The following is a 20,058-nucleotide window of genomic DNA, read 5'->3' as shown; positions in this document are numbered from 1 at the left end:
TAAAGCCTGCCATTTTTAGCGGGCCTGGGTAAATAACCGGAAGCGTTAATGACGCGAGGCGCGGTGAGCTAATTCAGCTTATGAGAAACGTGTTTCGCTGCTGCCTCGTTAGCTTGCGCCACTGCATCTGCCAGGTTGTTATGCTTATTGAGTGCGGTACACAACACGCCGGTAAAGCAGTCTCCCGCGCCATGCGTGCTAATTAACTCAACTTTTTTTGCTGGCAGACTATGGCTGGCTTGCCCTGTCTGACAATATGCCACGCCATATTCACCGGCCGTCACCACCACTTGTGGAAAGCGCTGCGCCAATGCTTCAGCGGCTCGTTTTGCCGATGTTAAATCGTTCACCGCAATATGACTCATATCACGCGCTTCAATGGCATTGACCACCAGCACATCAATGTGCGCTTCCAGTTCAGGACTTAACGGGTGAGCAGGCGCTGCATTAATACAAACCGTAACGCCACGCTTTTTTGCTTCTGCAGCGGCCTAGAGATTTACCACTTCAGAAACTTCGTTTTGCAGAATCAGCAGGGTAACGTCACGCCAGAATGCCTCATCTATAAATGTTTCCTGCGCAATATGCTGGTTGGCGTTCGACACCACCACGGCGCCGTAATTTCCTTCGGCATCGGTAATCGCCACGCTCATACCAGAAGGAATATTATCTATCACAGCAATGGCATCGGTATTAACGCCTGCATTTTGCAGTTTATTAAGCAGAAATTTTCCCTGCTCATCGGCACCCACGGCACCGGCAAACACTACGCTGGCACCGGCTAACGCGGCCGAGATGGCCTGATTACCGCCTTTCCCACCAAATTTATATTTGCACGCTGTTCCCATTACGGTTTCACCTTTTTCAGGACGATGATGGGCATCCAGCATAATGTCGTAATGTAGACTGCCGGTTACTGCTATTTTATTCATGGCTAGAATCCCGAAGGTCCTGAACCGCACGCTGGGTTTTCATCAGGTTTTTTTCCGCTCGCTTCAGATCTTTTTTGGCGATGGCCACAAACAGTGCATCCAGAATATTTAGCTGGGCAATGCGTGAAGCGGCGTTTTCCCCTAACAGATGCGATCCCTGAGAAGTTGAATTGAGCACGACATGCGCATTCCGCGCAATCGGCGACTCGGCATAGTTCGTAATGACAATGACTTTGGCTCCATTGCGCCCCGCCAGTTTGACGGAGTCATTCACGGCGCGCGTAGCGCCTGAGTGACTAATGGCGATGACCACATCATCATCAGATAACACCGCTGCTGACATCAACATAATGTGCGCGTCATCGTAGGCCGTCGATTTAATGCCAATCTTTAACATCTTATGCGATAAATCACGGGCAACGGTGGCTGAGCCACCCACGGCATATAAATCGATATGACGCGCTTTAAAAATAATGTCCGCTGCACGGTTGAATTCAGAAATGTCCAGTATCGACATAGTTTCTTCGATGGCCTGAATAGACGTTCTGAACACTTTCGAAAGTAATTGCTCCGACGAATCATCAGGCTCAATTTCCGCATGCAAACTTGCCACTTCAGATTCGTTGTAATAAATCAGACTACTTCTGAAGTTTCTGAAACCGGAAAAGCTAAGTTTCTTAGTAATTTTAACAATCATCGCCTCAGAGACATTATTTTCCTGGGCAATTTCCTTTAACGACGTTTGCTCAGTAATATCGGTTCGGGCGGTAATCGCCTCAACAACGCGGCGTTCTAAGGGCGTTAGTTGGGGTAAACGCATGCGAATTTGAGCACCAATGGCTCGTGGATCTTGCTTCATTACTTGCCTCGGGTCGCTCTGTCAATCAACATTGCTATGATAATAATAAGGCCGGTAGCGAGCAATTGATAAAAAGCCTGAATATTTAACAGAGTCAATCCATTACGTAATGCGCCAAGAATAATCACACCAATTATCGTACCGAAAACGCTGCCTTTACCGCCCATCAGCGAAGCACCGCCAATTGCTGCTGCCGCGATAGCATCCAGTTCCCACAGATTACCAATCGTCGGTTCTGCAGCCCCCAGCCGCCCAATCAGGATCAGCGAAGCCAAAGACGCCAGGGTGCCGGAAATGACGTAGACCGTTACTTTGGTGCGTTTAACCGGCACGCCCGCTACGCGCGCGGCTTCTTCATTACCGCCAATCGCCAGAATATACTCACCGAGCGGGGTTTTATTCATCACCGTCCAGAGTACCAGCACAATCACCGCGACAATGACGATCGGCGCCGGGATGCCGAACAATGTGCTGTTGATGATGCTGCGAAATTCCATCGGAATGCCAAATATCGGATTACCGCCGGTGTAGATCAAAGCAATGGCGCGAAACAGGGAAAGTCCACCGAGGGTTACGATAAAAGGTTGCAGACCGGCATAAGCAATCAGCGACCCGCTGAATACGCCACAAACCGCGCCAACGCCCAGAGTTGCCAGAAGCGCTATCGGCACAGGAATACCTGAAACCATCAGTGTCGCGCCCAGAACCGCTGACAGCGCGGCTGTGGGACCCACTGATAAATCAATCCCACCGGAAATAATAACCAGCGTCATACCCAGCGCAATTAAGGCATTGATGGATGATTGTTGTAAAATGTTCAGCAAATTCGGTACGGATAAAAATACCGGTGATAAAAATGAGAAGGTGACAACAATAATCAGTAGTCCAATCAATGTGCCGGCATCGCGTAAATTAAATTTAAATTGTGACTTTATATACGTCACTGACCGGTTGTTAGTTTGTGTCATCATAGTTATGGCCTTTAGATAAATGCAGGTGAAAAGGTTAAGCGGATCCAACATCATTAATCGCAAAACGGGCAATGTTATCTTCCGTTATAGAATTACCGGTTAATTCTTTAGTAATTTTTCCTTCTCTCATCACCAGAACGCGGTCGGAAATACGGATGATCTCGGTCATCGCGGACGAAACAACAACAATGGCTTTGCCTGCCTGAGCTAATCTCTCAATCAGATTGTAGATTTCAGACTTAGCACCAATATCAATTCCCCGTGTAGGCTCATCAAATAAAAAGACCTGCGCATCAGCTGCTACCCAGCGACCGATAATCACCTTCTGCTGATTACCGCCGCTGAGCGTACCAATGGTTTTTTCAATATCCAGTGGACGAAGTTTTAAATCCCCCATGACTTTTTGCGCCACGCGATTGAGTTTATCTTTACTGATTACGCCACCCAGAGTGAAATTGCGCATCGATGGCAGCGCCATATTCATTTTTACGGCGCGCTCTTTGATAATGCCTTCTTTCTTACGATCCTCTGGCACCAGGCCAATGCCCGCCCGAATCGCCGCGCTGATATTGTGATTACGCACCGCATTGCCATTTACCAGCACGTTACCGCTGCTGCGCTTATCGATACCGGCGATCAGCTTCAGCAATTCGGTACGTCCCGCGCCGACCAGACCGGCAATGCCGAGCACTTCACCGGCACGCACGCTGAAAGTTGCCGGCAAGACTTCGTTGCCGCGCGCCAGGTTTTCTACCCGCAAAACTTCACGATCGGTCACATACGAGTTATGGTCCAGCTTTTCGATTTTGCGTCCGATCATTTTAGAGACGATGCTTTCTTCATCTTCATCAGCGATGTTCACCACGCCGACCTGCTTTCCGTCACGCATGATCGTGGCGCGGTCACATACTCTGAAAATCTCATTCATTTTGTGCGACACATAGATCAGTGATACGCCCATTGATTTCAAATCGGCAATGAGTTCGGCCAGGCGGTCAAACTCTCGCGGGGTCAGACTGGACGTCGGCTCATCCATCGCGATGATTTTGGCATCCTCCAGCATGGCGCGTGCAATTTCGACAATCTGCTGTTGCGACACCTTCAGATTTTTGATCGGTTCGTTGGGATCAATCGACGGGTCAAGCTGTTTGAGGATCAGCTTTGCCCGTGCTACCTGCGCCTTCTTATCGACCCATAACCCGTTTGCTTTGGTCAGTGGCCGACCAAGAAACATATTCTGGGTAACGGAGAGTTCCGGAACGTGCTGTAACTCCTGATGAATCATCGCAATACCCGCATGACGTGCGCTGAGCGGGTTTTTCATCTGCACCGACTGACCGTTCACGCTGATCTCTCCGCTGTCAGCGGGGCGAACCCCCGACAAGATATTGAGCAGTGTCGATTTACCTGCACCATTTTCGCCAATCAACGCATGTACCTCACCGGGCTTCACGGAAAAGTCCACATTTTGTAAAGCAGCGGCACTGCCGTAGGTTTTGCTAATGCCGCGCATCATTAAGCGATACTGTTCCATATACTCTCCGCCTGACTTATTGCTGGGCCAGCAACTGGCGCAACTTATCGTTATCTTTGGTTGAGAAAGCGTCTACGTTTTCTTTGGTAATCAACGCCTGCGGAGTAGAGATGACGCGAGAAAGCTTCTGTCCGTTGATCAGACGCAACATCACATCCATAGCCACTTCACCAGTCAGTACCGGGAAACTGTCTACCGTGCCGGTCAGTTCGCCGCGTTTAATCGATGCATACGCATCTGAAATACCATCAGTGCCGAATACCGCAGTCTGACCGGTTTTATTCAGCGAGCGCACCGCTTCCACCACGCCGAGTGCCATGGTGTCATTGTTGGCATAGAATCCAATCAGGTCAGGATGCTGCTGCAAAATAGTGGATGCGCTATTGTATGCCTGCTCACGACTCCAGTTAGCCGGCACGCTGGCTACGATATTGAATTTGCCGTTGGCCTGTAGCGTTTCTTTAAAGCCACGGGAGCGCTGACCTGCTGCATACACCCCCGGTTGTCCTTCAATTACCGCGACTTTGCCGCCCTGCGGATGATGCTGAATAAACCATTTCGCCACACGCACGCCGTTATCTTTCTGCACATTGCCGACGTAATACTGCGCATTAGGCATCACTGCATCGTTAACGTTAACCACCGGGACTTTTTTGCTGTTGGCGCTTTCCAGCGCAGGTTCGAGATTAATATCAGTTTGCGGCGAAACCAGCAGTCCGTTAAAACCCTGCGAAATTAGGGTTTCGGCAATCGACAGTTGACCCAGCTGATCATCTTCATTGGCGGCAGCCTGATACGCTACGGTGAACCCATATTTCTTCGCGACGTTCTGATAACCTTCGCCAAGTGAACGCCAGTATTCATTGGTTAGCGTTTTCGATACGCCGCCAATCTTCAGTTTGCTGTCTATTTTTGGCAGCGGACCGTATTTGCTGTCGAGCTGCGTCCAGTCGGTTCGGTCGGGTTCCGTGTCAGATTGCAGGGGTGCCAGTTCCGCCGCGTAAACACTGGAGCAGAGCAATGAGGATGCGAGTACAGAGAGGAATAATTTTTTCATTTATTTAGCCTTTTATTTTCATCACGTTGGGTACAGCTTTTATTTGAATCGCGGCCAGCTTATGGCTATTTGGCCAACATAATGTCGTTAACAATTTGTTGCGAAGCGACGGCATCCTGGCGGCTGATCGCATCCAGTAGCGCCTCGTTGCCATGGAGCTTGTCGCAGAGTTTCAGCAGTTGCGTGACGGTGGCGATATTGGTCTCGGCTTCCCGAATCGGGTCAAGGCCGCTGGCGTCTGGGAAGGTGTCAAAATAGTAAGCCCCCTGATAACCGTCGCGCTGCATCTGCCACAGGAATTCCAGCGTGGCGCGCGGATTAACTGAACCCGCCATCAGACCATCATCACGTTTGCCCCAGCCGTCATTCAGGTCCAGCCCTAGCAGGCGTGAGCGACGTGCAACCATCGCGGCGGCGTAAGCCGGAATTTCATTGGCAAACAGCACATGAGCGAAGTCGAGCGTAATACCCAGGTTAGGGGAGCCTGCTTCTTCTACCGCTAACAGGCAGGTAGTGACATTAGGGAAAATACTGTAAGCACGCGGTTCATTGGGCTTGTACTCAATACTGACATCCACCTCTGGCGCGTATTCTGCAATTTCACGTACCGCATCGACCGCGTCTTCCCAGATTTTTTTATAATCAGCCTGGAAGCAGTAATCGAAACCGTCTTGCCCCATCCACAGCGTCATCAGGTTTGAACCGAATTCACGGCCAGCGTCGATGCCGCGCTTGGTCAGTTCAATTGCTTCACGGCGAATCTTTGGGTTTGGATTAGTGAAAGCGCCAAGCTTAAATTGCGGGGCATCCCAGCGCATCTGCATACCATTCACCGCCAGACCTGCATCTTCAATCGCCTGGCGCATCGTTTTGATGTCGCTGGTGAGATGCTGCGGATAGTTAAGATCGAGATGAGTCAATCCCTTCACTTCCCCTGCGCGGGCAATCATCTGTAGCACAGAGGGTTTGCCCTTAAGCTCTGGCCAGTAAAGATTTGCCCCCGAGGCAAACGAATTTAGACGCGTAGCAAATTTCAATTCTGACATGAGAAAAAACCCTTCCTGAGAGGTTGTGATGTACTTTATTTATTCACGGATTATTGTGAAGTTGTTAAATTTATACATCGGCAGGGTTAATAAACAAGCGGTATAACCTGTCAAAAATGAGTTTTGGGAGGCGTTTCACAAAACGTAATAGTCAGAGATGAGAGGGGAAGGAACACATCAGCCGCCGAAACATCAATTAAGTTATTGAGCGGAAGGCGTTATTTATTAATTAGCTGACCTGGAAGAAAGTTCACACATCAGGGGCCTGAGCGTGAGGTCAATGGCGCGGCATCGCTTCAGCTTTGCTGTCTTAAGGGGGAATCGAAAACAAATAACGTTCGTCTCCTGGTGCCAGCGGGAATTCATCGTGTCGTGCTTATTTTTACTCTGGGTGATCACGTTATTAGCGCTTATGGATAGGGATGTGATGTCAAAGCTAATTTCAAATGTCACACATCCCTGACATCATCCAGGCCAGACAGATGCTGAAGAATGACGGCAGGTTGAAAAGGCTGGGCAGAAGCTTTCAAGCGTACGCATTAACCGCATCCGTTCAGCATTCGAGAGACATTTAACGTTTCGATCGGGTGGGCCACATGCTGTTGCGTGCCAGGGAAGCAGAAAGAGACTCAGGGGCCCAATCGCGGCAGCTATAAGGACAGGTAATTTTTTGAAGATGTGGGAGATTAACCGCTGCCACCTGTCAGTGGCAGACACGACCGGTCATCGCGGTGTATCACTTGCGTTTCCCTGTGCCGCTGGGTGTCTGCCATAGCCATAGCTGAAAAAGCGCTACAGGCTGGTCGCACTTTGCTTTGGCAACGTCAGGCTGGCCTGATTTCTCCTTGCTTTTCCCTTGAATGGCCTCCAGCGCGGTTTCCCGCTTAAACAGCCGATTGTGGCCTGATAAGTGGCAAACCTCGCCATTTACAGCGGCAGGCAGTCGCAACGTTGATTATTTCCCCTGGATGATCGTTGGCAAACTTGCTTACTTTTCCGTCGTCACTAAACCGCAAGCTGCTTCGCCGCCTGTTTTTTTTCTGGCTGAAAGCCGCCATTACTCATCGGTTTAAGGGCGGGCAAGCAGTTCAGTAGCTGTTGGGTATAGGGATGCTGCGGGGCGTCCAGTACCTCGTCGCTCCACCCGTTTTCGACCAGTTCGCCTTTTTCCATCACCATAATGCGATCGGCCACTTGCTCAACAGCGCCCAGGTCATGCGTGATGAACAGGCAGGCAAACCCGTAACTCTCCTGAAGGCGTTTGAGAAGTTGCAGGATTTGCTTCTGTACCGTCATATCGAGCGCAGAAGTTGGCTCATCAGCAATAATAAAGGCCGGGTTACGCACGATGGCGCGTGCGATGGCGACGCGCTGGCGTTGTCCCCCGGAAAGCTGATGAGGATAACGCGACAGGAAAACCTCCTCCAGCCCTACCTCATGCAGCACTTCCCGTACCCGCTGTTTTCTTGATGCTGAACGCATGGTTTTCACCAGCAGCAGCGGCTCTTCCAGAATCTGTATGATGCGCATTCGAGGATTTAACGATGAGAAGGGGTCCTGCTGGATAATCTGGCAATCCCAGCGCCATGCGTTTCGCTCTGCTTTGCTGGCATTACAGAGCGGCTTGCCTTTGAAGGAGAGGGTGCCTTTACTGGCTTTTAGCATCCCGGCAATCAGCTTGCCTATGGTGGTTTTGCCTGAACCGCTGGCACCCACAAGCGCCACCGTTTCACCCGCCCGGACATTGAAACTGACATTATTCACCGCCCGGGTCACACTGGCCGGTTTGAACCAGGCTTTGCGGCCATAATAAGTAATTTCAATGTTGTTAAGGGAGATAATGCTCATCGCCGACAGCAGTTTTTGCCGGTCAGGCGCAGACTTACGCACCGGTAACGCCTCAAGCAAACGTCGGGTATAGCTATGCTGCGGCTGCGCCAGTAACTGTTGACTGCTGTTCTGTTCAACCAACACACCCTGTTCCATCACCATAATGCGCGAAGCGTAATTTGCTACCATCGAGAGATCGTGACTGATGAGGATCACTGCACTGCCTTTTTCAGCGGTGAGTGAAAGCATCAGATCCATGACTTCATGCTGCACAAGCACATCGAGCGCAGTGGTCGGCTCATCGGCGATGATCAGTTTAGGCTCCAGCAACATCACCGAAGCGATCATCACCCGCTGACGCATACCGCCGGAAAACTCATGAGGGTAACGATCGAGCAGCGATTCAGCCTGGCTCAACCCCACGCGATGCAACATGGCAATAATCTTCTCCCGACGCTGGCGGCGGTTTAACTGCGTATGGAGGGCAAGCCCTTCATCCAGCTGGCGATCAATCGTCATCGCGGGGTTGAGAGAGGTCATCGGCTCCTGAAAAATCATGCCAATTCCGGCGCCGCGCATCTCGCGCAACTGCTGATCATTGAGATTCAGCAGATCTTGCCCGTCAAACGTCATCGCGGTCGCATCGAAATTGACGCCGCTCGGTAACAGATGCATCAGCGAGCGCATCGCCAGCGTCTTGCCGCTGCCGGATTCGCCCACCACGGCCAGTACTTCCCGTTCAGCCAGCGTAAAGGAAATGCCTTTAACAACTTCGCGCTGATTGACGCTGACGCGCAGATTATTGACCTGTAATAGGGGTTGGGAAGATAAGGTCATTATTGCATCCTCGGATCCAGATAGTCGCGTAATGCATCGCCCAGCAGGTTAACGCCAAGTAGCGCGATGGAGATACAGGCACCCGGTAGTAGCGCAAGCCAGGGGGCCTGAGACAGATAAGTCCGGCTGGCTGACAGCATATTGCCCCATGTGGGTTCCGGCGGTGGTACGCCTAACCCCAGAAAAGATAAGGCACTTTCAGAAATCAGCACCCAGCCCAGCATAGAGGTCGCCAGCACGGTCAGGGGAGCGATGCAATTAGGCAGAACGTGACGGCGTAAAATGGCCAGTTCGCTGTGACCCATCACGCGTGAAGCTGCGACAAAGTCCGCTTCACGCAACCCCATAACGGTACCGCGCACAATACGCACCACCGACGGGGTATAGGCCAGACCTAACGCCAGAATGATGCCATAGCGGTTATTGCCCAAAATACTCAGCAAGCCTAGCGCAAGCAGTATGCCGGGAAAGGCCAGCAGCGTATCGGTAACCATCATGATAATGCGATCTGTTACGCCACGCAGATAGCCGCTAATCAATCCCAGCACAATGCCCGCAGACAGGGAAAAGCAGACGGTAATCACTGAAATCATCAGGCTTGCGCTGGCCCCCAACAGTATCCGGCTGAGCACGTCACGCCCGTATTCATCTGTACCAAACCAGTGCTCAGCGCCAGGGGCCTGTAGCCTGGACAGAATGTTAATGCGAGCAGGATCCCAGGGTGTCCAGAAGAAGCCCACTAATCCTGCAGTCACAATTACAGCGATCAACAGTACGCCGAGTAACGCATTGGGAGAGAGCGCCAACGTCTTTTTCATCATGCCGAAACCCTCGGGTTAAATAGCGGATACAGGGCGTCAATAACCAGGTTCGTAAGGACATAGAGCGTTGCGATAAACAGCATACACCCCTGAATCACCGGATAGTCGCGTGCATAGATGGCATCCACCAGCAGTCTGCCTAGTCCCGGCAGACTAAAGACCGTTTCGGTTACCGCGACGCCGCTCAACAGATTACCGAGCGTCAGGCCGATCAGCGTCCAGGTGGGGCCAAACGCATTGGGAAAGACGTGCCGCGAAAGCACGGTTCTCTCCCTCAGCCCTTTGGCGCGCGCATGGGAGACGTAGTCCAGCCGCAGCACTTCCAGCGTGCTGGCGCGCATCATACGCACCAGCGCCCCTACTTCCACCAGCACCAGGGTCAGCACCGGCATCAGTAAATAGAGAGTGCCTTGCTGAAAGTTATCCATCACCGATACATAGCCGACAACCGGCAGCCAGCCGAGGCCGAGTCCCAGCGCCAGCAGGATCAGCAACCCCATCCAGAAGCTGGGAATCGACAGCAGAAAGGTTGAAAACATCACCAGCCCGACATCCCAGGAGGAGTTCTGTTTCCAGGCCGCCAGCATGCCAGCAGGCACCGCCAGCAGCGAGGCGATCACGACGGCAGCCAGTACCACGCTCACCGTCACGCCAAAGCGCTGAATGATCAGCGGCAACACCGCCTGGCCCGTCTGTATCGAATGGCCAAAATCTCCCTGAATCATATGTCTGAACCAGATGATAAATTGCTGGATCAGGCTCTGATCCAGCCCCATGCTGTGGCGTAAATCCGCCAGACTGGATTCAGTCGCCATATCGCCGAGCATCAGCAGGGCCGGATCTCCCGGCACCAGTCGGGTAAGCAGAAACACCAGCACGGTGACCAGCAGCAGCGTCGGGATGGCTGCAATGATACGAGAAATAAGAAACTGCAACATATGCACCCCTTATCAGGATTTGCTCACGTTCCATAATCTGGCTGCCGCCGCGAGCCACGCCTTATAACCCGAGATGGTTTTACGGTGCGCCACAATATCCAGCCCTGGATAAAAGAAGATTAACGGCACCTGTTCGATCATCTGCTTATGCAGCGCGTCCACGACAGACTGCACCTGCGTCTTATCCGTAAGATAATTGAGGCTTTCGGCGGCTTTGATGGCCTGCGGATCATCCCAGACTTTGCGGCTCTGTTTGCTTTTATCCCCCACGATCTGTTCAAAGGCGAGCGCCGGATTGAAGCGGGCAGAATAGGTGAAGGTCATCGTCTGATAACGACCCGACTGATACCGCTCCAGTTGTGTGGCCCATTCCATAGTGGACACTTTGGCGTTCATACCTGCCGCCTGAAGCATCGCCTGAATGATAATCGCCATATCGAAGCTGGGTACGGTTGAGCGTTTATTCGCGATAATTTCAATCGTCTCGCCTTTATAGCCAGCCTCTTTTAACAACCTGGCGGTACGGGCAGGATCGTACTGATACCCTTTCTTTTCCACATCGGTATAAAACGCTGAGGCAGTGGAAATATTGGAATTGCTCGGTGTCGCCATATTCTGGCTGGTGCCCAGGGCAATCTGTTGAGTGTCGAGGGCAGAAGCGATAGCCTGGCGTAGCTTAACGTTCTTTAGTAGCGGATCATTGGTCTGGATCAGCATCCCGTGTCGCTGCGCATTGGGCGCCACTTCAATGCTAATTTGAGGATTATGTTTTAGATCGCTGGCATCAACCGGGCTGACCTGAGCAACATCGATAGCGCCAGATTGCAGGCCCGCTTTGACCGTCGCGGCATCTGGCACCGCCATGAAACGCACCTCATCCACCAGCGCTTTTTTCCCACCGACAAAACCGTCGGGTTTGCCAGGCAACGCCGAATAATCCGCAAAGCGCTGTAGTGAAACGTACTCCCCGTGCTTCCAGTCATTGAAAATGAAAGGCCCCGTACCGATCGGTTTTAACCATTTACCCCGCGCATCCACTGATTTTGGGCTGATGACGGCGGCGGCTCCACAGTCAGTACGCGCCAGCGAGTCGAGAAAGAGGGCGACCGGCTTTTCGAGTTGCATAACCACCGTTTTGTCATCCGGCGCCGACACAGAGGTCACATGGATAAGTCCGCTGCCATCAAATTCGCGTAAACATCGCCACTGTGTCTTAGGGTCATTCCAGTGCTTCCAGCTCCAGACCACATCCTGCGCCGTCACGGGATCGCCGTTGTGAAATTTTACGCCCTCACGCAGGGTGAAGGTGTAGGTTTTACCGTCGTCGGACATTTTCCAGCCGGACGCCAGCATCGGGCCAACCGTGCCGTCTTCACGATAGCCAACCAATCCCTCAACAACGTGCATCAGTACGTCATCGGTGTTGCCGTCGCGGTTTACCCCAGGTTGGCTGCTGCGTATATCCTGATTAAGTGCAAAATGAATGACGCTTTTTTCAGCCGACTGCGCCGACGCCGCGACTGCGAGCGGGACGAGAAGGGCAGCGAGCGAGATAATTTTTTTCATAAGTGCTCTCAGACTCCGTTAAGCGTGTAGGTGGTAAAATCTTTATTAATCGCTGGCAGAGGTAATACCTCCATCACGCCATCCGCAGGGGTCATCACGATCATCGCCACAGTGGCTGACAGATCGCTGCTGAAACCAGGACGCGGTGGACGACAGACTGAATAAGGCGCGCCAAAATCGTCGAAAAAGGCGCGCTTCATTTCTTCAACGCCGGGGTTAGCATGTTCACTCAATAATTTCCTGACGCGCCAGCTGCGGTAAAGTGAGTCGGGTGAGGCTTCAACGCCTTCTTCGCGAACTTTGCAACGCGCCGCCTGGCTTTCCCAGTGGTTGGCATGTACGAGCAGATCTTCCTGCGGATAAAGAGTAAACGCCTCATCCGGCGCGCACTCAAAATCGATGGCGAACCCCTCTTTAGTGCTCAGGATCATATTGTTGGAACAGGATTTAGGCGTAGTGGCAACCACGCGCATCGCCAGCGCCATATGCTGTTGTTCAAGAGCTTTACGGCGAATCAGCGAGAGCGGCACGCCACGCTGGGTATAATCGCGTTCGCAGCGCAAATAATTGGCGGTAATCGCGATGCCCGTACTGTTAAGGCCACTGCGCGCCAGTCCGCCAGCTTCGACGAAGGTCAGGATGTCCGGGCCATCGGTACGGTGAATTTTCACCACCACTGAGCTTTCGGCGCACTCTGCACGCCAGTCCCAGTTCTGGCCGTGGATCAGTTTTCCGCTGGCGCTGCGTTCAGGGAGGATCACGGCACCGCTGCAGCCATCTTTGATATTGTCATCGTGCACGCTATCGCACTGTTTCAGTCGACGCGCCTGCGCAATCACTTCAGTACGCGCATTAATCATGATGACTGACTCAAGGGAGACGCCAGCACCTTGCGCGATGCCCTGCATCTCATCCAGATAGGCAGCATCAAAATGACTAATAATGCGGCTGAAGCTTTCGGTCAGCGCGTTGCGCTCGTCATGACTGATGCCTAGCTGATTGAGTTGATCGCCATAAATGGCCACGCTGGTGTGAATACGCTCTTTCGCCTGTTCACCGTACTGTTGGCCTCGCGCCAGCGGCGTTCCGCTGATCTCAATAAGAGGGAAAGGTTGCGTCATTTTGGCTGCCCTTTTTGGTTATTGATTATCTGCAAGAAAAAGTCTTTTACGTCGTCGAGCACCTTCATCCCGTCATGCCCGACGTTAGGCACGATGTTCTGCACCGCGTTGATGCCATGGGATCGCAGGCTGTTCAGCAGCGCGGTATTGCGGTCAATACGTGTGGTGCCCGCATCGTTACAACCGGACTGATAATATTTCCCGCCAGGCTTATGGGTGATTTCCCAGGTTTCGATGTCCACTTTTCCCACCACAAGCTGCACGGCAACCTCACGCATCGCGGCATAATTAAGCTGTTTTTTAAAAATCTTTTCGAAGTCTTGTACGCCAACCCACCACACCTTTTTATCATCAAGCAGCGTGACGGAGCCGGGCGCGCCGATGGAGACGGCCAAGAGTTTTTCGGGATGAAGATAAAAGAACCGGTGAACAAAATGACCGCCGCCGGAATAACCAAACAGCAGGAAACGCCCGAAATCATAATTAAGTGAAGCGCTCACTTCTTCAATCATGTTCAGCAGAACGGTGTCATAACGAATATCCTGCTCAACGATGTATTTAAATCCGTGGGAATTGCCATCACCTAAAGGGCCGACAGGGAAGAGCGGCGCCAGCACAACGCACCGGTTATATCGCGCGAACTCCGCAAAAGCATCGCGATAATGCGTCATGGAACGACCAGTGCCATGCATGGCGACTACCAGCCGATAATTTTCGCGATCGTTATCAAACGCGGGCGGAACATACAGGCAGTACTGAAAACGCGGATCGTAACGACTGGAAAAGATGGTGGTATGGCTCCGGAAATAGAGTTTTTGGCTGCGTTCTACTTCTGTATCGACTTCCTGAGGCATTTCTGTGGATTGCATTATCGATTCTCTTTGTTTAATTCCTGTTCAAATCGATTCAACCATAAAACCAAAATTGGCGCCAATTTAAAAAACAATTTATTAGCAAAAGATCTGATTCATGTCACAATTCGTTTACTAATTGCTGACATTAAGGCAGATAAAATCAATAACTTTTTGTTTTTGATAGATTAATTTTAAAAGAGGGTTGCAAAAATGATCTGACAGAAGCGAAACTGGCGCTATATGTAGAAAGATTGCATCATATTCACAGCGAAAACGAGCTAAGTAGTGATCAATGAAACAAAACAAACTTAATCTGGTTGATGTTGCGAACAGTCTGGCAATGGATATTAACAGGGGAGAATTCCAGCCGGGCGCATGGCTCAAGCAAATTGAACTGGCAAACCGATACCAGTGCAGCCGCAGTGATGTCCGCCGGGCGCTGGATCAACTGGTCATTGAACGTCTCGTTCAGCACGTGCCTAATCGCGGTTATCACGTTTTCATGCCCAATATCCAACAGAGAAAAAACATTTCAGCGATCCGGTCAATCCTTGAAAGCGCATCAGCGGAAGACATCGTGGCGAATATTACGCCCGCACAACTGGAAACGTTAGAAAAGTGGGCCAGACGGTTTGAACACGATACCCATTACGGTACGTTGCTGGAACAATATGAAGCCAATCTGTCATTCCATCGGGCATTACTGGCTCCCTGCTCCAATCAGGATATGGTTGAATTAATTTTTGACCTGCGCAGCCGGGTGCCTTCAGCGGCGCTCGGGCAATGGAGTTCTCACGCGCGGATAGTTAAATCTTCGGAAGAACATTTTGCGATGGTTGCTGCGATACGAAATAACGATGCCGCATTGCTGACAGAATTAATCAGGCAACATATTACCCAGCGTGATAATGAGACGCCGGATCCCGAGCGGTTTGACGATAAATATTGATCTTATTGCTGGCCCTTGAGCTTCCAGCACGGCTCTTTTTTTCATCACTGCTTATGCAGCGGCTGGTTAGTGTGTTCAACGCGACCGCTCCCCCTGGCCAGCACCACGCCGTGAAGCTCGGCCAACTTTCTGCTTTCTGCTGGTGTGGTCGGGCCAAAGGCGCAGCGTACTCCCGGCTAATGCCCGACGCAGGCTCAGCGAAGTTCGACAGAAACTAGCGGCAGCCACGCAATTTAGTCACTACAGCATTTATCAAGGCTCGATAGAAATGTCTGTTCGGCTACTGCTGTCTTTTTCCGGCACCATCGTAATAGGCTCCCTGTAGAAGTGATGAAACTGCGTGACTCAGGGCCGGTAGTACCGGCGCTTGTTCATTCTGAGAACGTATTTCCCGTCTCATTGGTTCTCTGGTGAAGCGCGTGTCCCATATTTCCGGGTCTTTATAACCCGATGTTGACCCGGAACATGACCATTTGCTCTCGTGTACTCTGTGCATCCAGCCCCAGCGTTCCCTGATAGGCAATGCCAGGCGTAATATTGTGCGGCAGTAAAAAGTCTATCCCGGCCCCAAAGGTCAGGGTCCGTCGGCTCTGTTCATAAAGCGATACGCGCCAGGTATCATTTGCGGTGTCAGCATAACCGACACCGGCGGTACCGCTGTCGCTGAGCGTCTGTGCATATTCAATACGTCCCTGCAGGCGCAGTATGCTCCAGCGGGCTGGCGTAGTGCGTTCGGCACGCAGTCCAGCGGCCGTCACGGCCTGCGCAACCGTCTGTGGGGCATAGGCAAGGCTGTATGCCCCCGCGCCCGACTCGCTGAAGCCGTCTAACCATGTGCGGGTGTACTGCAGACGGGCGTAGGGTGAAATCAGGCTGTCCGGCGCACGGAATTCATAACCCGAGGTCAGGGCCGTGAAGGCCTGACGGCCCGAACGGGAAGCGCGCGCCACGGCATCGGTTTCCGTCACTGTGCGCCGGCTGTCAAAGTCCAGCACGCCGTGTCCCACCAGGCCATCCACGAAGAACGGCCCCGGGTGGTAGCTGCCGTAAAGGGCGGCGCTGAACGCACGACCGTTCGTTCGCGTACCGCTGTCGCCAATATCGCTGACGTCCCGGCCAAAGCCTATCCCCATTCCCCCAGTAAACGTCCCGGTAAAGCGGTAGTCGGCACCCGTGGTCACGCCCACGGTGGTGTGGCTGAAGCGGATGCCATCCGCGTTGTCGCCCCCGAAGTCGACATAGCCGCCGGTCCAGTAGGAAAGCCGCTGTGCCTGCGGTTGTGCAGAGAAAGGCAATGAGGGAACGCCTTGCCGAGCCTGCGCGTTGTTCAGGCCGGATTGCTGCTGCCTGGCCGTGGCCCACATTTTCTGGTCCGCATCGCGCTCCGGCCTGGAAGAGGGCATGGAAAAGTGGACGCCGGCCATGTCAGAAGGAAGGTCATTCCCGCGGTGTAGCTGTTCCAGGCGGTCACTGAAGTTGCGCAACTGTGCGCGGGCAAAATTTTGCGCGGCCTGGTACTGCGCGCTCACCATACCGATGACGTCAGCATCTTTTGAAGGGTCGGGGCGCGCGGTAATGGTCAGGGTTACCCGGGCAGGCGACGTTGACCCGGCAGCGCTGGTCAGGACATAGCGGAGCGTGACGGTTCCGCTGGCCTGCGCGGCCGCGGTGAACAGCAGCTGATAGTCGGTGCCGGAAGCCCGGACTGACGCCTTACCCAGGCTGCTTTCCGGCTGATTCTGCAGCTGGGCGCCAGTAAACGGTCCGCCAGTCGCCCCGCTGGTCAGGCTCACGGTCACCGACTGCCCGGCAGAAACCGTGGCGGCGTGGTCAGCAGCGGACGGTGCCGCAGCGGCAATCACCAGCGTATACTCCGCCTGCAGTGACCTGCCTGTCGCATCGGTCACCAGCACGCTGAACGCGCTGGCCTCGGTGACCAGCGGCGTTCCCGAAAGCTGACCGTCAGTAAAACTCAGACCGCGCGGCAGAGAGCCGCTCATCTGCCAGCGATAAGGCGCTGCGCCGCCCGTGACGCTGAGTGCCTGAGAGTATGCCTGTCCGGCTTTGCCCTCTGGCAACGCTCCGCCCGCGGGCAGAAGCCGAAGGACGGCCTGCGCGGCGGCGCTGACGGCCAGTGAGTAGCTGGCCGTGCCGCTGGCGCCCAGGCTGTCAGAAGCGGTGACCTGGAAGCTGTAGCTGCCCGCAGCAGACGGCGTGCCCGTCAGAACACCCGTTGCCGTGTTCAGCGTGATCCCGGCTGGCAGGGCCGTGGAGCTGAAGGTATAGGGCGCGCTACCGCCAGCTGCCGTCAGCGTCTGGCTCCAGCTGCTGCCCGCCGTTGCCGCGGGCAGTGCGCCACTGATGGGGGAAAGCGCCAGCAGCACCGGCGTCACGGTAAGCGACACGCGGGCGCTGGCGGAGGTCCCGCTGTCGTTAGTAGCGGTATAGGTAAAGCTGTCGCTGCCTGAATAGCCAGTGGTCGGGGTGTAGGAAGCCGTTGCCCCCGAGGTGATCAGGCTGCCGTGAGCAGGCGGGCCCACGATGCTGACTGACGTAGCCGGCCCGCCGGAAAGGCTGAGCGGGATCGGATTGCTGCTGCTGTTTGCGGCCACAGTGGCGATGCTGTCGCTGGCCACCGGCGAGGCGGCGGTGACGTTAAGCGTGTAGCTGACACTGCTGGTGGCACCGTGCGCGTCCGTCACGGTGACCTGAAAGCTGTATCTGCCGGCGGCAGAAGGTGCGCCGGACAGCGTGCCCGCTGACGCATTAAGCGCGATCCCTACGGGCAGCGAGGTGCTGGACCAGGCATAGGGCGAAGTGCCGCCGGAGGCCGTCAGACTCTGTGACCAGGCGCTCCCCACGGTGGTAGCCGGCAGTGCACCTGCTGCCGGCGTAACCGCAAGCACGGGAGGGCTGACGGTCAGTGACACAGTGGCATCAGCAGACGTGCCTCCACTGTTAGACGCATGCCAGGTAAAGCTGTCGGTGCCGGAATAACCGGCCGCAGGCGTATAGGTCACCGTGGTTCCGCTTACCCGGGCGCTGCCGTGAGCCGGGGGAGGTAACGAGCGCCACCGTCGTTGCCGTGCCCCCATTCAGGGAGAGCGGAATGACATTGTTCGTACTGTTGGCAGCTACGGTGTCAGCGCTGTCTGACGAAACCGGCGAGGCTTCCGGGCGGGTGACGCTGAGTGTATACGCGCGGGTCGTACCATCCTGCGCCGTTACGACGACGGAAATACTGGTCGTGCTGCCGGACGCGAGACTGACGGACTGAGACGCCGAACCGGATGCGACCGCGGCGCCGTCGACGGTGACGGTGGCATGGCTCTCGGTGACAACGGGCGTGACCGTTACCGATGAAATACTGCTTGCGACCGAAGCGCTGTAACTGCTGGTTACGGCACTAAAAGAAGGTGAAAGCGTCCCTGTCGAAAGCGAAAGTCCCGAAAGTGTGGCGTCGCCGGAGGCCGCTGATGTGCTGGTACAGCTGAACACCAGGTTGCTTATCTGACCGTGCGACGTCGTGGCCCGCAGGGCCACGCCGTTTGTCTCCAGGCTGCCTGCTGGTACGGTGATTGTCACGGTCTGAGGGGTGCTACTGGTGGCGCTGGTGGCGTTATAGGTCTGGAAACTGCTGAGGTTATAACGCGCTACGCTGACGCTGTCGGCGGTCGTCGCGTCTCCACCATATGCCGCACCGCTGTCGGTAAAACTCAGGGTCAGCGCGTCGCCGGCGGCAAAGTCGGATGCCGGATACCGGTTTGAGCTAAAGGAAAGGGTGGAAGACCCCGACAGGACGTTTACCGCGGCGCAGCCGCTGGACAGAACGAATGCCGCTGGCACGGAGCAGAATATTGCAAAAGTAGTCGTCAGGCCGACACATATCCGCCCGAAAAAATCAGCACACCGCATAGTTCACCCAGAAAAGTTTTGTTAGATTATTTTTAGGATTAATCCCATTCAAATAAACTACCATGATAATTTTCAGCCACAAATACTCGCTGAAAAATTTAAGCGCCCCTGTCTCGATTCAGCGTATAAAGAGTGGTCCTGTCTGTAGAACCGGGATTCTGAATTGATAAGTTCCGCTAAGGATAAGCGGTGATGGTTTAAACAACTGCGAGAGCAGCTGAGCCTGACTCTGGACAATAATGCTTATACACCAGGTATCCGGTTGAATAATCTTGATTAATATCAGTTGGTTGTTTGCAATTTTATACAAATTAATCTGTAGATCTGGGTCACTAAAACAACAAAACCGCCATAAGGCGGTTTTATCTGAAAGGGGTGGTCCTGCTGAACAGGACCAGAACGAACCTGGTGTCATCACCGGTATGGTGGTCGGGAGAGGACGCGAACCCAAGGCTGCAAAGCGATTATATCAATACCTCAGGGAAAGTAAAAAAGCGTGTAATGAACGGGAACGACCTGGAAAAGCATTTTTCAGCTGCCCGGCTGGGGCGATACAGGACTGCGCGTAGCGGCGATGAAGTTGCTGCTGCCTCAGACTATGCATATAACCTGCGGCTGGCCGAAGCCATGATGCCCGTTCTTAACACCCTGAGGATTGCGCTTTCAAGGATTTAACATAATCCACCCGCAATTTAGTGCGGATAATGTCACACACGTTATGTTGAAAAGGCCGCTGCGAAAATCGCCTCCGCAGCGGCCTCTTTAGCATAACGTCATTATGCGCATCAGAGCTTATTTACTGGCTTCTACCTTCTCAAGAAATGCCAG

Annotated in this window: 15 protein-coding genes and 1 pseudogene; 2 read left to right on the top strand and 14 right to left on the bottom strand. The window is 53.5% G+C overall.

All coding sequences use genetic code 11. The annotated features are described in order from the left end of the window. Window positions 1–68 precede the first annotated feature (68 nt). The 12 genes and pseudogenes from QRY16_RS15870 to QRY16_RS15815 form a co-directional block, all read right to left on the bottom strand. A pseudogene (locus QRY16_RS15870) lies at window positions 69–932 on the bottom strand (PfkB family carbohydrate kinase). Then, window positions 925–1,791 (bottom strand): MurR/RpiR family transcriptional regulator, encoded by an 867-nt coding sequence (locus QRY16_RS15865; RefSeq protein WP_289777291.1) that lies wholly within the window; start codon window positions 1,789–1,791, stop codon window positions 925–927. Before QRY16_RS15865 ends, QRY16_RS15870 begins: the two are co-directional and overlap by 8 nt. After that, a complete protein-coding gene (locus tag QRY16_RS15860; protein ID WP_289777290.1) occupies window positions 1,791–2,762 on the bottom strand; it encodes an ABC transporter permease in 972 nt (323 codons plus the stop codon). Before QRY16_RS15860 ends, QRY16_RS15865 begins: the two co-directional genes overlap by 1 nt. A gap of 34 nt (window positions 2,763–2,796) precedes the next feature. Further along, complete coding sequence (locus QRY16_RS15855) at window positions 2,797–4,296, bottom strand: sugar ABC transporter ATP-binding protein (protein ID WP_289777289.1); 1,500 nt, start codon at window positions 4,294–4,296, stop codon at window positions 2,797–2,799. A 16-nt stretch (window positions 4,297–4,312) separates the two neighbouring features. Continuing rightward, complete coding sequence (locus tag QRY16_RS15850; protein ID WP_289777288.1) at window positions 4,313–5,353, bottom strand: sugar ABC transporter substrate-binding protein; 1,041 nt, start codon at window positions 5,351–5,353, stop codon at window positions 4,313–4,315. A 65-nt stretch (window positions 5,354–5,418) separates the two neighbouring features. Continuing rightward, on the bottom strand, window positions 5,419–6,399 hold the full coding sequence (locus QRY16_RS15845; protein ID WP_289777287.1) for a sugar phosphate isomerase/epimerase family protein: 981 nt from the start codon (window positions 6,397–6,399) through the stop codon (window positions 5,419–5,421). A gap of 1,005 nt (window positions 6,400–7,404) precedes the next feature. Continuing rightward, complete coding sequence (locus tag QRY16_RS15840) at window positions 7,405–9,066, bottom strand: dipeptide ABC transporter ATP-binding protein (protein ID WP_289777286.1); 1,662 nt, start codon at window positions 9,064–9,066, stop codon at window positions 7,405–7,407. Further along, entirely contained in the window at window positions 9,066–9,887 is an 822-nt protein-coding gene (locus QRY16_RS15835; RefSeq protein ID WP_238939024.1) for an ABC transporter permease, read from the bottom strand. The genes QRY16_RS15840 and QRY16_RS15835 overlap by 1 nt, the downstream gene beginning before the upstream one ends. Continuing rightward, the gene (locus QRY16_RS15830; protein ID WP_289777285.1) at window positions 9,884–10,825 is read right to left on the bottom strand and encodes an ABC transporter permease; all 942 of its coding nucleotides are present in this window, start codon (window positions 10,823–10,825) and stop codon (window positions 9,884–9,886) included. The genes QRY16_RS15835 and QRY16_RS15830 overlap by 4 nt, the downstream gene beginning before the upstream one ends. A 12-nt stretch (window positions 10,826–10,837) precedes the next feature. Next, a complete protein-coding gene (locus QRY16_RS15825; RefSeq protein WP_289777284.1) occupies window positions 10,838–12,391 on the bottom strand; it encodes an ABC transporter substrate-binding protein in 1,554 nt (517 codons plus the stop codon). An 8-nt stretch (window positions 12,392–12,399) separates the two neighbouring features. Next, window positions 12,400–13,512: a C45 family autoproteolytic acyltransferase/hydrolase gene (locus QRY16_RS15820; protein ID WP_289777283.1), complete on the bottom strand. Its 1,113-nt coding sequence runs from the start codon at window positions 13,510–13,512 to the stop codon at window positions 12,400–12,402. Then, complete coding sequence (locus tag QRY16_RS15815) at window positions 13,509–14,381, bottom strand: alpha/beta hydrolase family protein (protein ID WP_289777282.1); 873 nt, start codon at window positions 14,379–14,381, stop codon at window positions 13,509–13,511. The genes QRY16_RS15820 and QRY16_RS15815 overlap by 4 nt, the downstream gene beginning before the upstream one ends. 277 nt (window positions 14,382–14,658) lie before the next feature. Here QRY16_RS15815 and QRY16_RS15810 point away from each other — a divergent pair, with 277 nt between their 5' ends. Beyond that, on the top strand, window positions 14,659–15,315 hold the full coding sequence (locus tag QRY16_RS15810; protein WP_193406237.1) for a GntR family transcriptional regulator: 657 nt from the start codon (window positions 14,659–14,661) through the stop codon (window positions 15,313–15,315). Window positions 15,316–15,755: 440 nt separating this feature from the next. Here QRY16_RS15810 and QRY16_RS22125 read toward each other — a convergent pair whose 3' ends face one another. Further along, window positions 15,756–18,335 carry an autotransporter family protein gene (locus QRY16_RS22125; protein ID WP_289777281.1) on the bottom strand — a complete coding sequence of 860 codons (2,580 nt, stop codon included), beginning with the start codon at window positions 18,333–18,335 and terminating at the stop codon, window positions 15,756–15,758. Then, the gene (locus tag QRY16_RS15800; RefSeq protein WP_289777280.1) at window positions 18,274–19,230 is read right to left on the bottom strand and encodes a cadherin-like beta sandwich domain-containing protein; all 957 of its coding nucleotides are present in this window, start codon (window positions 19,228–19,230) and stop codon (window positions 18,274–18,276) included. The genes QRY16_RS22125 and QRY16_RS15800 overlap by 62 nt, the downstream gene beginning before the upstream one ends. A gap of 408 nt (window positions 19,231–19,638) precedes the next feature. Here QRY16_RS15800 and QRY16_RS15795 point away from each other — a divergent pair, with 408 nt between their 5' ends. Beyond that, complete coding sequence (locus QRY16_RS15795) at window positions 19,639–19,905, top strand: hypothetical protein (protein ID WP_289777279.1); 267 nt, start codon at window positions 19,639–19,641, stop codon at window positions 19,903–19,905. The last annotated feature ends 153 nt before the right edge of the window (window positions 19,906–20,058 follow it).

Source organism: Mixta mediterraneensis (assembly GCF_030283135.1).
GTDB lineage: Bacteria > Pseudomonadota > Gammaproteobacteria > Enterobacterales > Enterobacteriaceae > Pantoea > Pantoea mediterraneensis.
The sequence above is the reverse complement of the archived record's forward strand: the minus strand, read 5'-3'. Positions and strand labels throughout refer to the sequence as shown.